Below are 16,097 nucleotides of genomic sequence, written 5' to 3'. Positions count from 1 at the left end.
CTAACTGTTCCCGAAAATGTCGTTGTACGCCGTGGCCAGACGCAGGGGGTCGTGGACGGGTCGGCGGCCCGACGCCCCTACTTTACCCAAGACCACCTCGGCGCCGATCATTGCGGCGGCCTTCTCGAACTCGTGCAGGTCGGGAACTGATGCGGGGTCCGCGAGGACTACATCCACCGTGAATTCAGGGGCGTAGCGCCGCAGGACATGGAGGTGGTCCGCGGCCGTCATCCCGGAGGTTTCCTTGGTGTCCGTGGCCAGGTTCATGGTGAGGCAGCGCTTCGCCGGGGTGTGGCAGAGTGCCTGGCGCATCTCCGGCAGCAGCAGATGCGGCAGCACGGAGGTGTACCAGGAGCCCGGGCCCAGGATGACCCAGTCGGCCAGCTCAATCGCAGTGAGGGCCTCGACGCACGCCGGTGCCGCCTCCGGCAGGAGGCGGACCTGCTCCAGTTTGCCGGCCACGGCACAGCGCGCCTGCCCGCGGATGGTCTGCAGTTCGGTGCTGCCGTCGGGGGCGGTGACCCGGACGTCGCCTTCGATCGTCAACGGCTCGGTGGACATGGGCAGGACCTGGCCGCGGGCACCCAGCAATGCCCCGGCCCAACGGAGTCCGGCGACGGCATCGCCGAGCAGCTCCCACAGGGTGACGATCAGCAGGTTGCCGGTGGCATGGTCGTCGAGCGAGCCGCCCGGACCTTTCCCGGGGCGGAAACGGTGCTGCATGACGTCGCGCCAGGTACGTCCCCAGTCGGTGTCGTCGCACAGGGCAGAGAGGGCCATCCGCAGGTCCCCCGGCGGAAGGACGCCGTACTCGTCGCGCAGGCGCCCGGACGAGCCGCCGTCGTCCGCCACCGTGACGATGGCGGTGAGCTCGGTGGTGAGCAGGCGCAGCGCCGAAAGGGATGCGGAGAGGCCGTGCCCGCCGCCCAGTGCCGCAACGTTCCGCCCTTTATCCTGCTGGTTGACCGCCGTGCCTGCAGGCGGAACCAGCGGCAGCGCCCCGGTGAACAGCGACATTACTCGCGGCCCAGGTCCCGGTGCGTGGTGGTCACCGTGACCCGGGGGAACTGCGCCAGCTTCTTGGAGAGTTCGACGGCGACAGCCACCGAGCGGTGCTTCCCGCCCGTGCAGCCTACGGCGATAGTGGCGTAGTGCTTGTTCTCCCTGCGGTAGCCGTCCAGGACCGGCTCCAGCGCCATGACGTAGCGGTCAACGAAGTTCTTGACGCCCTCGGCTTCCAGGACGTATTCGCTCACGTCCTTGTCCAGCCCCGTATGCGGGCGCAGCTGGGGCACCCAGTGCGGGTTGGGAATGAAGCGGACATCCGCGACGTAGTTGGCGTCCACGGGCAGGCCGTACTTGAAACCGAAGCTCATGATGTTCAGCCGCAGGGCCACCGGCCCGGTTTCGCTGAAGAGCTCAGTGATGGCGGTGGCGAGGCCGTGGACGTTGTAGCCGGAGGTGTCCAGGACGACGTCGGAGCTGTCGCGCAGTTCCTGGAGCAGCTCACGCTCGGCAGCGATACCGTCGAGGATGCGGCCGCCGCCCTGCAGCGGGTGGGGCCGGCGCCCCTGTTCGAACCGCCGGACCAGGACGTCGTCGCTGGCGTCGAGGAAAAGGACCCGGAAGGTGACTCCACTGGCGGCCAGGGCTCCCAGGGCGGCGCGGATGTCCGCGAACAGGCCCTTGCTGCGGACGTCAATCACCACTGCCAGCCGGGGAATGGACTGCGGGGCGTGGGATACCAGTTCCGCCAGGGTGCCCAGCATCTGGGGCGGCAGGTTCTCCACGACATACCAGCCGTGGTCCTCAAGCGCGTCCGCGGCTGTGCTCCGGCCCGCTCCTGACATCCCGGTGACCACCAGCAGTTCCGCTTCGAGCGGCTTGACGGGCTGCATGCCGTCCTGCCCTGCTCCGGATTCCGCCGTTGTGTCTGCCATCAGGTCCGCCCCGTTTCTGTTGTTGTCCCGCGGGCCGCCGCATCGGCGGAAACCCCTCCTTTACCCTAGCCAAGTTTGGCGGGACACCGTTAAGTTTCGATGATTTCTCCGGTGGTCATGTTGATGGCGGGAACCGCAGCCGCTTCCGGCCCGTCAGGAGCGAAGTGGTTCACGATGGCACTGGCGAGGGCAGGCCCGATCCCCTTCGCTTCGGAGAGTTCCTCCGCGGATGCTGCCTTGACGCTCTTGACGGAGCCAAAATGCGCCAGGAGCGCCTTGCGCTTCGAGGCACCCAGGCCTGGCACGCCGTCGAGGGCGGAGACTGTCATGGCCTTCCCCCGCTTCTGCCGGTGGAAGGAGATGGCGAACCGGTGGGCCTCGTCACGGATCCGTTGCAGGAGATACAGGCCCTGCGATGTCCTGGGGAGGATCACCGGGAAGTCGCTGTCCGGCAGCCACACTTCCTCCAGTCGTTTGGCCAGTCCCACCACGTACACGTCGTCGATGCCCAGGTCGGCAAGGGCGCGGGCGGCAGCGTTGACTTGGGGCTTGCCGCCGTCCACCACCACAAGGTTGGGCGGGTAGGCGAACTTGGCCCGCGGCGCCGGTGTAGTGGTGTCCAGCAGGCTGCTTTCCTTGACCTGTCCCTGTTGCTGTTCCGGCCCCGCCGCTTCACCGGTAAGGGCAGCTTCGTCCACCTGCGCGGACTTGTCCTGCAGGTAGTGGCGGAAGCGGCGGGTCAGGACGTCGTGCATGGCAGCGGTGTCGTCCGCGGCTGCGGGGCCCGTCACCGAAAACTTCCGGTAGTCCGACTTTTTGGGGAGGCCGTCCTCCACCACCACCATCGAGGCAACCACATTGGTGCCCTGGACGTGCGAAACGTCGAAGCACTCGATGCGCAGCAGCGGCACCGGCAGATCCAGCGCTTCCTGGAGCTCCTGCAGCGCCTGCGACCTGACCGTGAGGTCCCCCGCCCGCCGCGTCTTGTGCAGCTTCAAAGCGTGCTCGGCGTTCTCGCGGACAGTGGACATCAGGGCTGCCTTGTCGCCCCGCTGCGGTACCCGGACATCGACTTTCGCGCCACGGATCCCGCTGAGCCACTGGGTCAGTTCATCCAGGTTGCTGGGAGCCACGGGGACCAGCACCTCGCGGGGCAGGCGGCCGTGGCTGTCTCCGTCCTCGCCGTACACCTGCTGCAGGAGGTGCTCCACCAGGTCCGGGGTGGTGAAGTCCTCCACCTTTTCCACCACCCAGCCGCGCTGGCCGCGGATGCGCCCGCCACGGACGTGGAACACCTGCACGGCGGCTTCCAGTTCGTCTTCGTGCAGCGCGAAGACGTCGGCGTCCGTGTCTTCTGCGAGCACCACGGCGTTGCGCTCGAACACTTTCCGCATGGCGGTGATGTCGTCGCGGAGCCGCGCCGCGCGCTCGTAGTCCAGTTCCGCCACGGCTTCGGCCATCTGTTTCTCCAGCCTGGAGATGAAGCGCTTGGCTTCGCCGCCCATGAAGGCGCAGAAATCATCGGCGAGGGCCCGGTGGTCCTCCGGGGAAATTCGGCCGACACAGGGGGCGGAGCACTTGTCGATGTAGCCCAGGAGGCAGGGCCGGCCGCTGGCCTCGGCCCGCTTGAAGACACCCGCACTGCAGCTGCGCACCGGGAAAACGCGCAGCAGCGTGTCCATGGTTTCGCGGATGGCACCGGCGGTGTACGGCCCGAAATAGCGGGTGCCCTTTTTCTTGTCTCCGCGCATCACCTGGACCCGGGGATACTTTTCGCCCACGGTGACGGCAAGGTAGGGGTAGGTCTTGTCGTCCCGGAACACCACGTTGAAGCGCGGCTTGAATTCCTTGATCCACGTATATTCCAGCTGCAGCGACTCAAGCTCGCTGTTCACCACGGTCCACTCGACGCTGCTGGCCGCATAGACCATGGCGTAGGTCTTGGGCAGCAGCCCGGCAGGGTTGGCGAAGTAGGAGTTCAGGCGCGAGCGGAGGCTTTTGGCCTTGCCCACGTAGATGACCCGGCCGTGCTGGTCGCGGAACCGGTAGACGCCGGGGTTGGTGGGAATTTCACCTGTCCTGGGCCTGTAACTTGCTGGATTTGCCACCTATACAGTCTACTGAGCGCACCGGGATGTCTTGGCCAGGCGGGGCATCCGGAGCCGTGATTGCAAGCTGGGCAGCGGCCGGTTGCCGGCCTACTCCACGGCTTTGCTTTGGTTGTAACTGGTGGAGCGTTGCTGGCCGCTCAACGCGGCTATCGCGTCCATGATCCGGTCCGTTACTTCACGCCGCGCGGGCAAGGAATGGTCCGGCCCGGTTTTGTCGAAGTACAGCGGCTCCCCTACCTTCATGGTGAAGTGCTGGGGTTTGACGCCTTTCTCTCCGGCGCGCTGAAGGTTTTCGGTGCCGATCAGGCCCACCGGGATCACGGGGGCTCCGGTGGTGAGCGCCAGCCAGCCCACGCCCGTCCGGCCCCGGTAGAGGATGCCGTCCCGTGACCGCGTCCCTTCCGGATAGATGCCGATGCCCTTGCCGGATTCCAGAATGTCAAGCAGCGTTTTCAGCGCCTGGACGCTGGCGGCCTGCTCGCCGCGTTCCACTGGAATGGACCCCACTGATTCAAAGAAAGCCTTCATGGCTCTGCCCTTGACGCCGCCAGTGGTGAAGTATTCGGCCTTCGCAAAGAACGCCACGGGGCGGGGCATCAGCGCCTGGACAATGACGCTGTCAAAGAATGACAGGTGGTTGGGCGCAACGATGAACGGACCGTCGGCCGGAACGTTCTCAAGTCCGACGACGTTGGGCCGGCACGTGCTTGCGATCAGGCTTCGGGTGGTCCAGCGGACGGCTTCAAACATTGCCATCGTTGGTCACCTCGCTCATGGCCACCGCGTGGATGTCCTGCATGCGTTCGATCAGCTCCACCAGGGCTTCCGCAGTATCAACCACTGCGACCGCCCCGGCTTCCTCCAGCTCGCCGTCTGGAGCAAAACCCCAGGCAACGCCGATGCAGTCCAGGCCGTTGGCGATGGCACCGGAGACGTCCTGCGCCCGGTCCCCCACCATCACCGCATGCTGCGTGTTCAAGTCCCTCAGTGCTGCGGCGATGATCCCGGTTTTCCCCAACGGAACGCCTTCCACGGCGCTTTCGTCGTCGGCGGAGCCGTGGATGCCCCGGAACAGCCCGTCGATGCCGTGGTGTTCCAGGACGGTGCGCGCAAGCCCCTGCGGCTTCTGGGTGGCCACGGCCAAGGGGCGCCCGGAAGTTGCGAAGGATTCCAGGACTTCGCGGACACCCGGGTAGATCCTGCTCTGGGCGATGCCGGTGGACACATAGTGCTCCCGGTACACGCGGATGACATCGTCCAGCAGGTCCGCCGGCACCTTTGCCACGTTGAGCAGGGAGTCGCTGAGTTTCGGGCCGATCATGGCGTGCAGCAGGTCCTGATCCGGAACCGGCAGGCCAAAGGCGCGCAGGGCAGAGGAGATTCCGTCTGTTATTCCACCGGCGGGATCGACAAGAGTGCCGTCCAGGTCAAAGATCACGGGCACTGTTGTTTGAGTCACCGGGTTAGTTTCTCATGACAGCACTCATGCCTGAAACTCGTATACGGGCAGCGGAATACTTCCGCCGCCTCAGTCGAGGATTTCGGCCAGGAACGTGCCCGTATGGCTGGCTGCCGACTTCGCGACGTCCTCCGGAGTGCCCGTGGCCACGATCTGGCCGCCGCCGGATCCGCCGTCCGGGCCGAGGTCCACGATCCAGTCCGCACTCTTGATGACGTCCAGGTTGTGCTCGATGGTGATCACCGTGTTGCCCTTGTCCACCAGGCCCTGCAGAACCATCAGCAGCTTGCGGATGTCTTCGAAGTGGAGGCCGGTGGTGGGCTCATCCAGGACGTAGATGCTGCGGCCGTTGGAACGCTTTTGGAGTTCCGCGGCCAGCTTCACGCGCTGGGCCTCGCCGCCGGACAGGGTGGTGGCCGGCTGCCCCAGGCGGACATAGCCCAGACCAACGTCCACCAGCGTGTTGAGGTGCCGGGCGATGGGTGAAAATGCAGCGAAGAACTCGGCGCCCTCCTCGATTGGCATGTTGAGGACGTCGGCAATGGTCTTGCCCTTGTAGTGCACCTCAAGCGTTTCCCGGTTGTACCGGGCACCATGGCATACCTCGCAGGGCACGTAGACATCCGGCAGGAAGTTCATCTCGATTTTCAGGGTGCCATCGCCGGAGCACGCTTCGCAACGGCCGCCCTTGACGTTGAACGAGAACCGGCCCGGAAGGTAGCCGCGCACCTTGGCCTCGGTGGTTTCGGCGAACAGCTTGCGGATGTTGTCGAACACGCCCGTGTAGGTGGCCGGGTTGGACCGGGGGGTGCGGCCGATGGGGCTCTGGTCCACGTGGACCACCTTGTCCAGGTGCTCCAGGCCCTGGACTGTCTTATGCCGCCCGGCCACCTGCTTGGCGCCGTTGAGCTTGTTCGCCAGGACCTTGTACAGGATCTCATTGACCAGGGTGGATTTGCCGGAGCCGCTCACGCCCGTGACGGCGGTGAAGAGGCCCAGCGGGAACGCGGCATCCACGTTGACCAGGTTGTTCTCCCGGGCGCCCACGACCTTCAGCTCACGCTTTTTGTCGTACTTGCGGCGTTTCTCGGGGACTTCAATCTTCCTGCGTCCGGACAGGTAGTCACCGGTCAGGGAGTCAGTGTTATCCAGCAGTTCCCTGTAGGAGCCCGAGTGGACCACCTGCCCGCCGTGTTCACCGGCGCCGGGCCCGATGTCCACGATCCAGTCCGCGACGTGGATGGTGTCCTCGTCGTGCTCCACAACGATCAGCGTGTTACCCATGTCCCGGAGCCGGGTGAGGGTGTCGATCAGCCGCCGGTTGTCGCGCTGGTGCAGACCGATGGACGGTTCGTCCAGGACGTAGAGGACACCCACCAGGCCGGAACCGATCTGGGTGGCAAGCCTGATCCGCTGCGCTTCACCGCCGGAGAGCGTAGCGGAGGCGCGTTCCAGGTTCAGGTACTCCAGGCCGACGTCGAGCAGGAACGTGAGCCGCGCCTGGATCTCCTTGAGCACCTGGTGGGCAATCTGTGCTTCCCTGCCCGTCAGGACCAGGTTGTTCAGGAACGCCGCGCACTCGCGCATGGGAAGGGCCGCCACCTCGGCGATGGACTTGCCGTTGATCAGGACCGAGAGTGAGGCCGGGTTGAGGCGGGCGCCGTTGCAGGCGGGGCAGGGAATCTGCCGCATGTACTCTTCGTAGCGATCGCGGGCCCAGTCGGAGTCCGTCTCGCCGTGTTTGCGGTGGACGTACTGGATGGCGCCTTCGAACCCGGTGCTGTACTTGCGTTCCCGGCCGAAACGGTTGCGGTACTGGACCACAACCTTGTGGTCCTTGCCGTGCAGGATGGTCTGGCGGACATCCTTGCCGAGCTTCTCCCACGGTGTGCTCATGGAGAAGCCGAGTTCCTTGGCAAGGCCTTCGAGGAGCCGGTTCCAGTACTCGGTGGTGGCTGTACCCAGCGACCACGGGGCCACGGCGCCCTCGGCCAGTGACAGTTCCGGATTTGGAATGATCAGTTCCTCGTCCACTTCCAGTTTGGTGCCGATGCCGCTGCAGGCGGCGCAGGCGCCAAAGGGGTTGTTGAACGAGAAGGAGCGGGGCTCGATCTCGTCGATCGCCAGCGGATGCTCGTTGGGGCACGCGAGGTTTTCCGAGAATGCCCGGAGCCGGCCGGGATCGTCCGCCTCAAGGTCAACGAATTCCGCCAGGACCCGGCCCTCCGCCAGGCCCAGGGCAGTTTCGATGGAGTCGGTCAGGCGCTGGCTGATGCCTTCCTTGACCACCAGGCGGTCCACCACCACCTCAATGGTGTGCTTGAACTGCTTGCCGAGCTTGGGCGGATCGCTCAGCTGGACGAGGTTCCCGTCAACGCGTGCACGGGAGTAGCCCTTTGCGGTCAGCTCCTTGAAAAGGTCAACGAACTCGCCCTTCCGGCCGCGCACCACCGGGGCCAGGACCTGGAAGCGGGTGCCCTCGTCGAGTTCCAGCAGCTGGTCCACGATCTGCTGGGGCGTCTGCTTGGCCACCGGCTCGCCGCACACCGGGCAGTGCGGCCGGCCCACGCGGGCCCAGAGCAGGCGCATGTAGTCGTAGATTTCAGTGATGGTGCCCACCGTGGACCGCGGGTTCTTGCTGGTGGACTTTTGGTCGATGGAAACTGCCGGAGACAGTCCCTCAATGAAATCGACGTCAGGCTTGTCCACCTGGCCCAGGAACTGGCGTGCGTAGGCGGACAGCGATTCCACGTAGCGCCGCTGGCCCTCGGCGAAGATGGTGTCGAACGCCAAGGAGGATTTTCCGGAGCCTGATAGCCCGGTGAAGACGATCATGGCGTCGCGCGGCAGGTCGAGGTCCACGTTGCGCAGGTTGTGTTCCCGTGCTCCCTTGACGACGAGGCGGGAGAGGTCCGGGCGGTGCAGCGTGGCGGCGGGGGCTACTGCGACGGAAACGGGGTGGACGGCTGTTTCTTCGGCTACGGCTTTAGGCACCCCCTTATGCTAATCGAAAACTTCTTCGAACCCCCACGCGGGGTACTCTCAGGCTGCGTCGTAGGCGGCGGCGAGCAGCTTGACGGCTTCAGCGAACGTGGCCCCCTGTGCTTTGGCCGCAGCGGCATAGGCTGCGGCAGCGGCAGACAGCCCGCCGAGACGTTCATCACGGGGGCACACTATCGTTCCGTTCCTGCCCCGCGTGGCCACCACGCCGGCCGCCTCGAGCTCCTTATAGGCGCGAGCGACTGTGTGCGGAGCCACGTCAAGGCGTTCGGCCAGCGCCCTGACCGCAGGCAACCTGGTCCCGGGCGGCAGGGTCCCGTTGTCCACAGCGTGGATGACCTGGAGCCGGAGCTGCTCGAACAGCGGCACCGAACTGGCGGAGTTGGGCGTCCAGGTTCCGGGGAACCCCGGCCGGGAGCTCAAATGCCGGCCTCGAGTGCGTCGGCCTGGCCGGCCGGGTCTGAAAACTGGGCATTGTGAAGCCGGGCGTAGTAACTGTTGGCAGCCAGGAGGGTGTTGTGCGTGCCCTGCTCGACGATGCGTCCGTGGTCCATGACCAGAATTAGATCAGCGTTGCGGACGGTGGACAAACGGTGGGCGATGACGAAACTGGTCCGGCCCTGCCGCAGGCGCTGCATCGCCCGGCGGATCAGGAGTTCAGTCCTGGAGTCAACGGAGCTGGTGGCCTCGTCCAGGATCAGGACTGCCCTGCCGGAAAGTTGGGCCCGGGCGATGGTGAGGAGCTGGCGCTGGCCCTGGCTGAGCGGCTCCCCGCGGTTTTCCAGCACCGTGTCGTAACCGGCGGGAAGGGCCCTGACGAACCTGTCCACATAGGTGGCCTCTGCTGCCGCGATGATGGAGGTGTCTGTGGCACCGGGCCTGCCGTAGGCAATGTTTTCCCTGATGGTTCCGGCGAAGAGCCATGCATCCTGCAGCACCACCCCGAATTGCTCGCGCAGGCGGTCCCGCGGGATCTGTGCGATGTCTGTCCCGCCCATGGTGATGCGGCCGGAATTCGGCTCGTAGAACCGCATCAGCAGATTCACCACAGTGGTTTTCCCGGCCCCCGTATGGCCAACGACGGCGACCGTCTGGCCAGGCTCCACCGAAAATGAGAGGTTGCGCACGGCCGGCGCTGATTCCGGGTAGCCAAAGGTGACGTCCTCGAAGGCGATCCGGCCGCCGGGTACCGGGGTGGAAGCGGCGGCAGCCGGTTCGGCAGGATCTTCCCCGGTATCCAAAAGCGCGAAAACACGCGAAGCGGACGCCACGCAGGACTGGATGAGGCTAAGCATGCCGCCGATCTGTCCCACGGGCTGGGTAAAGAGCCTGCTGAACTGGACGAAGGCCTGGATTCCGCCGATGGTCATGGCTCCGGCAATGACCTGGAGCGCGCCCACCACTGCGACGGCGATGTAGTTGAGGTTGGACATCAGCATCATCAGGGGCTGGACCACGCCGGCGGAATACTGCGCCTTGGTGGCGGCGCGCGCGAGCTTGTCGTTGCTCCGCGCAAAGATCTCCTCAGCCTTCGCCTGGTGTCCGAAGGCCTTGATGACCTCGTGTCCGCTGACGAACTCCTCCACGTGGGCATTCAGCTCACCGGTCTCCGTCCACTGCCGCGCGAAATGGGCCTGCGAACGGCGGGCTACGACCACGGTCAGGAGGGCGGACAGCGGAACAGTGACAATGGCGATCCCGGCCAGCAGCGGCGAGATCCACAGCATCATGGCCAACGACCCGCACAGCATCAGGAAGGACATGATCAGCTGGGTCAGGAGCTGGTTCATTGCCTGGGCTATGTTGTCGATGTCGTTCGTTGCACGGCTGAGGACGTCGCCGCGGGACCGTTCCTGGAAATAGGTGGACGGCAGCCGGTGCAGCTTGTCCTCCAGGGACGCCCGCAGGCCGTACATCAGGCCCTGCACCGAGCGGGCGGTGAGTGCGCCCTGGACCCAGTTGAACACCGAGGCGAGGACGTACATCAATGCCACTGCGGCGAGCAGGAAGCCGAACCGGCCCTGGTCCAGGGCACCGCTGAACACGCCGTCAACCACGACGTCGGTGGCGTCGCCGAGGTACTTCGGCGCCGCAACGTTGAGCGCGGCAAAGGCGCAGGTGGCCGCGACGGCGCCGAGCATGAACCGCCCGAACGGCTGCAGCAGGCCCAGCAGCCGCCCGGCTGTGGGCCAGAACCTTTCGCCCGCTGCCGGGGCCACCAGCGGGGCGGTCAAAGGGGGCCGTCCAGCGCCAGCTGCGAATCCGCAATCTCCCGGTAGGTTGGGCAAACCTCCAGCAGCTCGGCGTGGGTTCCCTGCGCCACCAGCTGACCGCCGTCCAGGACGAGGATCAGGTCAGAATTTTCGACGGCGGAGATCCGCTCTGCCACCACGATCACCGTGGCGGGGGCGAGAACCGTTGCGAGGGCTTGCCGCAGCCTTGTGTCCGTGTCGTAGTCCAGCGCCGAGAAGCTGTCATCGAAAAGGTAGAGCGGGCTTTTTCGGAGCAGGGCCCGCGTGATGCACAGCCGCTGCCGCTGCCCGCCTGAAAGATTGGTTCCGCCCTGGCCCACGGGGGTGGCAAGCCCCAGCGGCAGCGCACGCATGAACCGCATGGTCTGTGCCGTCTCCAGGGCTGCCCAGAGCTCCTCGTCGGTGGCATCCGGCGCGGCGATCCGGAGATTGTCCGCTATGGTGCCCGAGAACAGGTGGGAGTGCTGGGGAACGATGGACAGGCCGGAACGGAGGGTCTGGAGCGGGAGATCCTTGATGTCCACGCCGTCGAGGCTGATGGTTCCGGAAGTGGAGTCGAGGAAGCGAGGGATCAGGTTCAGCAGCGTGGATTTTCCGCTGCCGGTGGATCCTACGATGGCCGTCGTGGTGCCCGGAGCGGCGGTGAAGGTTATGTCGGCGAGGACGGGGGCCTCGGCGCCGGGATAGGAAAATCCCACGTGGCTGAACTCCAGCCTGCAGGACGGGGCCGGCGGGTCCCGCGGAAAGCGGCCCACCGCGGGCAACGCCGCAGTCGTGGCTGGCCGCGGATCACGCACTGAGGGTTCAAGCGAGAGCACGGCGCCGATGCGCTCTGCACAGACTGCCGCCCGCGGGGCTGTCATCAGGACATACATTGCCATCATGATGGCGAGCAGGATCTGCATAATGTAGGCGATAAAAGCAGTCAGTGCCCCGATGTTCATCAGGCCGGCCTGGATCCGGTACCCGCCGAACCACACCACGGCAACGGAGGACATGTTGATCACCAGCATGATCATCGGCAGCATTCCCGCCACCAGCAGTGCCGACTGGAGATTGTTAGCTGTCAGCGCGCTGTTGGTGCGCGCAAAGCGCCGGACTTCGTGGTCCTGGCGGACAAAGGCCCGGATCACGCTGGCGCCCATGATCTGTTCGCGAAGGATGCCCCCTGCCCGGTCCAGGAGGTCCTGCCCCTCACGGTAGAGGGGGATGAGCCGCCCCACGATGCGGTACATGATCAGAAGGAGCAGGGGCACGATGACGACCACTATTGCAGACAGCGCCACGTCCTGTTGCAGCGCCAGGATGATGCCGCCCAGCCCCATCGCCGGCCCTGCCACCAGCATGGTGAACACCAGCACCGCGAAGGCCTGGATCTGCTGGACGTCATTGGTGGCCCGGATGGTCAGGCTCTGGGTTCCAAAGACAGCCACTTCCTGTGAAGACAGCGACTGGATCCTGGTGAAGATTTCCGCCCGCAACTGGTGCCCGATTTTCATGGCCACTACGGCAGCAAGGTAACCCGCTGTGATGGCCGTGGCTGCCTGCACCACCGCGATTGCTGCCATTGCCGCGCCGAGCCTGGAAATGACTGGGTTGTTCCCCGCAACGATGCCTTCGTCGATAATGGCGGCGTTGACCGTGGGCAGCAGGAGGGTGGCGGCCGCCTGCACCAACTGGAGAACAACAATGGCAGCGACGTGGGCCTTGTGGCCCCCCAACAACCGCCTCGCAAATCCGATCAGCAACGTACCTCCAGTAGGTCAGTCAGCCGATGGGGCGCCCGGCGGTAGCCTCTCCCCCATCAGCCACCCCGCTATTGTAAGCCACATCACTTTCCGGTTTTGTCAAAGCAATGACTGGGCTGTAGAGAACGTCTACTTGGTGGACAAATTGTCCCTTTTCCGGCCCACCGCGAAGGTCCTCCGGAACGGAAACAGGGTGCCATGACCCGTTCGGGGATAGGCCTCCCTTAAGGCTGCTGCATACTCCGCTTCAAACTCCTCGCCCTCCTCCTCCGCCAGAACAGCCAGTACTGGGCGGAGCGCAGTACCCCGCACCCACTCCAGCACCGCGTCCCTTTCCGGCAGGACCTGCTGGTAAGTGGTCTCCCACGCGTCCGCGGAATACCCGGCGTCGAGCAGGATGTGGAGGTAGTCCGCCGGCTCCCCCACCGGCTCTCCCCCGCGCAGCACTTTACCGAGCTTCGGCGCCCACCGCTGGGAAGCTGCCAGGTCACGCATCAGCGAATGGGAAGGGGCGTTGAAGTTTCCCGGGACCTGAAGGGCGAACCATGCGCCGGGCCGGAGGTCCTGCAGCCAGCTGCGCATCATCTCCTGGTGGCCAGGCACCCACTGCAAAGCAGCATTGCTCACCACCACATCGGTCTCCGCGGACGGTTTCCAGCCGGCGATGTCCGCCAGTTCGAAGCGCAGGGACCGGTTGCCCTCCGCGAGGTGCGCCGCCTTGGCGAGCATTTCCTCCGAAGAGTCGACGCCCACCACTTCCGCCCCGGGCCAGCGCTCCGCGAGGGTCGCCGTCAGGTTGCCGGGACCGCAGCCAAGGTCCACCACCTGGACCGGCCGGTCCGCATGGATCCTGCCGGTGAGGTCGAAGAACGGCCGGTCCCGGTAATCACCGAACTGGACGTATTTTGTCGGATCCCATTTCATGTCCATCTCCACGTCTTGATGCGTTCCCATGCACGGCGAAGCCTAACCCGGCGGCGGCGGAAAGAGGGGCCCGGCAGGGCACTAAGCTGGAAACCAATGAAACTCGTTGACCAGCTGACCTACCTGCCCTCTCCCACCCCGCCGGCCGGCGTCGACCCCGACGACCTGTACACGCGGTTCGTTGAGTGGACGGAAAGCCGCGGACTGGCCCTCTACCCGGCGCAGGATGAGGCCATCATCGAGCTGGCAACCGGGGCAAACGTCATCCTGGCAACGCCCACCGGCTCCGGAAAGTCGCTGGTGGCCACCGCCGCGCACTTCCAGGCCATGGCAAAGGACCATCGGAGCTATTACACCGCTCCCATCAAGGCACTGGTATCCGAAAAGTTCTTTGCCCTGTGCGAGATCTTCGGCGCGGAGAACGTCGGGATGATCACGGGCGATTCCGGCGTCAACAAGGATGCGCCCATCATCTGCTGCACAGCAGAAATCCTGGCGAACACCGCTTTGCGCGAGGGGTCCGCGGCAGAACTGGGCACCGTGATCATGGATGAGTTCCATTTTTACTCGGACCCCCAGCGGGGGTGGGCTTGGCAGGTTCCCCTGCTGGAGCTTCCGCAGGCACAGTTCCTCCTGATGTCGGCCACGCTGGGCGACGTCAGCAGGTTTGAGGAAGGGCTGACCGCGCTGACAGGACGCGCCACGACAACGGTGAGCTCGGCTGAACGCCCCATTCCGCTGCATTACTACTACCACGAGACGCCGGTCCACGAGACCCTGGAGGAACTGCTTTCCACCAGGCAGGTGCCCGTCTATGTGGTGCACTTCAGCCAGATCGAGGCCATTGACCGCGCGCAGACCCTGATGAGCATCAATGTCTGTACCCGCGAAGAAAAGGACCGGATCGCGGAACTGATCGCCGACTTCCGCTTCGCCGCCGGCTTCGGCAAGACCCTCAACCGGCTGGTCCGGCACGGGATCGGAGTGCACCATGCCGGCATGCTGCCGAAATACCGCCGGCTGGTGGAGCAGTTAGCCCAGGCAGGCCTGCTGAAGGTCATCTGCGGCACTGACACCCTGGGCGTGGGCATCAATGTGCCCATCCGCACCGTGCTGCTGACAGCCCTGAGCAAGTACGACGGCGTCCGCACCCGGCTGCTCAACTCACGCGAGTTCCACCAGATTGCCGGCCGGGCAGGCCGCGCCGGGTACGACACCGCCGGAACCGTCGTGGTCCAGGCGCCCGAACATGTGACGGAGAACGTCAAAGCCATGGCCAAGGCAGTGGCCAAGTTCGGCGACGACCAGAAGAAGCTGCGCCAGGTGGTGAAAAAGAAGCCGCCGGAGGGGTTCGTGAGCTGGGGGGAGCCCACCTTTAAGCGGCTCGTCGAATCCGTGCCGGAGCCGTTGAACTCGAGCTTCACCGTGACGCACGCGATGCTGATGAACCTGATGGAACGGCCGGGCGACCCCTTTGCCGCTGCCCGCCGCCTCCTGACCGAAAACCATGAGCCCCGGTCCTCCCAACTGCAGCTCATGAAGAAAGCCCTGGGCATTTACCGGGAGCTGCTCGCGGCGGAAGTCGTGGAGCGGATCCCTCCTGAAGAGCAGGGCCCTGACGGCCGCACGGTCCGGCTGACTGTCCACCTCCAGCCGAACTTCGCGCTCAACCAGCCGCTGTCCCCCTTCGCACTCGCTGCACTGGAGCTCCTGGATCCGGAGTCGCCGTCGTACGCCCTGGACGTGGTGTCCGTGATCGAGGCGACCCTGGAGAAACCCCGCCAGATTCTTTCCGCGCAACAGAAGAAGGCCCGCGGCGAGGCGGTGGCAGCCATGAAGGCGGACGGCATCGACTACGACCAGCGGATGGCCATGCTGGACGAGGTGTCCTACCCCCAGCCGCTGGCGGAAATTCTGGGCGAAGCGTTCGAGTTGTACCGGAAGGCCGCACCTTGGGTGGGAGACTTCGAGCTGGCGCCCAAGTCGGTGGTCCGTGACATGTACGAACGTGCCATGAACTTCGGCGAATTCGTCCAGTTCTACGGTCTGGCCCGCTCCGAGGGCATCGTGTTGCGCTACCTCGCGGACGCCTTCAAAGCGCTGCGGCAGACCGTGCCGCAGGACATGCTGCGCGAAGACCTCGAGGACCTCGTTGCCTGGCTCGGCGAACTGGTCCGCCAGGTCGACTCAAGCCTCCTCGATGAGTGGGAGGAACTGGCTTCCGGCGCCGCGCCCACCCCGCACGACGCACCCCCGCCGCCCCCGCCGTCGCTGACCTCCAACATCCGCGCCTTCCGGGTGATGGTCCGCAACGAGATGTTCCGCCGGGTGGAACTGTTCGCCGACGAGGACGCTGCAGCGCTGGCCGAACTCGACGGCCCTGCCGGCTGGAATGCAGACCGGTGGGAGGACGCCCTGGACGACTACTTCGACGAACACGACGACATTGGCACCGGGCCGGACGCCCGCGGCCCGGGACTTCTGATGATCACGGAAGAAAAGGACCAGTGGAAGGTCAGGCAGATCTTCGACGATCCTGCCGGCAACCACGACTGGGGCATTTCAGCAGAGGTGGACCTGGCGGCATCCGACGAAACCGGAACGGCAGTCATCAGGGTAACGGACGTCAACCGGCTCTGAACCGTCCCCTGGCCGGGGGTCGC

The 16,097-nt window shown here is 65.4% G+C and carries 11 protein-coding genes; 1 reads left to right on the top strand and 10 read right to left on the bottom strand.

From position 1 onward, the window contains the following. From yvcK to FDW81_RS10110, 10 genes are all read right to left on the bottom strand, one after another. Window positions 1–1,017, bottom strand: coding sequence for a uridine diphosphate-N-acetylglucosamine-binding protein YvcK (yvcK, locus tag FDW81_RS10155; protein ID WP_138134063.1), 1,017 nt, complete (start codon window positions 1,015–1,017; stop codon window positions 1–3). Further along, entirely contained in the window at window positions 1,017–1,940 is a 924-nt protein-coding gene (gene rapZ / locus FDW81_RS10150; protein ID WP_138134062.1) for an RNase adapter RapZ, read from the bottom strand. Before rapZ ends, yvcK begins: the two co-directional genes overlap by 1 nt. A gap of 89 nt (window positions 1,941–2,029) precedes the next feature. Beyond that, window positions 2,030–4,048 (bottom strand): excinuclease ABC subunit UvrC, encoded by a 2,019-nt coding sequence (gene uvrC, locus FDW81_RS10145; protein ID WP_138134061.1) that lies wholly within the window; start codon window positions 4,046–4,048, stop codon window positions 2,030–2,032. Between the two features lie 90 nt (window positions 4,049–4,138). Next, window positions 4,139–4,807, bottom strand: a complete 669-nt coding sequence (locus FDW81_RS10140; protein WP_138134060.1) for a 1-acyl-sn-glycerol-3-phosphate acyltransferase — start codon at window positions 4,805–4,807, stop codon at window positions 4,139–4,141. Continuing rightward, window positions 4,794–5,510, bottom strand: a complete 717-nt coding sequence (locus FDW81_RS10135; protein WP_138134059.1) for an HAD hydrolase-like protein — start codon at window positions 5,508–5,510, stop codon at window positions 4,794–4,796. The genes FDW81_RS10140 and FDW81_RS10135 overlap by 14 nt, the downstream gene beginning before the upstream one ends. A gap of 69 nt (window positions 5,511–5,579) precedes the next feature. After that, window positions 5,580–8,504, bottom strand: a complete 2,925-nt coding sequence (gene uvrA, locus FDW81_RS10130; protein ID WP_138134058.1) for an excinuclease ABC subunit UvrA — start codon at window positions 8,502–8,504, stop codon at window positions 5,580–5,582. A 48-nt stretch (window positions 8,505–8,552) separates the two neighbouring features. Beyond that, entirely contained in the window at window positions 8,553–8,933 is a 381-nt protein-coding gene (locus tag FDW81_RS10125) for a GntR family transcriptional regulator (protein WP_138134057.1), read from the bottom strand. Beyond that, the gene (locus FDW81_RS10120) at window positions 8,930–10,651 is read right to left on the bottom strand and encodes an ABC transporter ATP-binding protein (protein WP_138134186.1); all 1,722 of its coding nucleotides are present in this window, start codon (window positions 10,649–10,651) and stop codon (window positions 8,930–8,932) included. The genes FDW81_RS10125 and FDW81_RS10120 overlap by 4 nt, the downstream gene beginning before the upstream one ends. Window positions 10,652–10,740: 89 nt before the next feature. Then, window positions 10,741–12,510 (bottom strand): ABC transporter ATP-binding protein, encoded by a 1,770-nt coding sequence (locus FDW81_RS10115; protein WP_138134056.1) that lies wholly within the window; start codon window positions 12,508–12,510, stop codon window positions 10,741–10,743. A 129-nt stretch (window positions 12,511–12,639) separates the two neighbouring features. Beyond that, window positions 12,640–13,434, bottom strand: coding sequence for a trans-aconitate 2-methyltransferase (locus FDW81_RS10110; protein ID WP_138134185.1), 795 nt, complete (start codon window positions 13,432–13,434; stop codon window positions 12,640–12,642). A 96-nt stretch (window positions 13,435–13,530) separates the two neighbouring features. Between FDW81_RS10110 and FDW81_RS10105 the strand changes: the two genes are divergently transcribed. Then, on the top strand, window positions 13,531–16,074 hold the full coding sequence (locus tag FDW81_RS10105; protein ID WP_138134055.1) for an RNA helicase: 2,544 nt from the start codon (window positions 13,531–13,533) through the stop codon (window positions 16,072–16,074). Window positions 16,075–16,097 lie beyond the last annotated feature (23 nt).

Origin of the sequence: Pseudarthrobacter sp. NamB4, from assembly GCF_005796185.1 — a bacterium.
Taxonomy (GTDB): Bacteria; Actinomycetota; Actinomycetes; order Actinomycetales; family Micrococcaceae; genus Arthrobacter.
The sequence above is the reverse complement of the archived record's forward strand: the minus strand, read 5'-3'. Positions and strand labels throughout refer to the sequence as shown.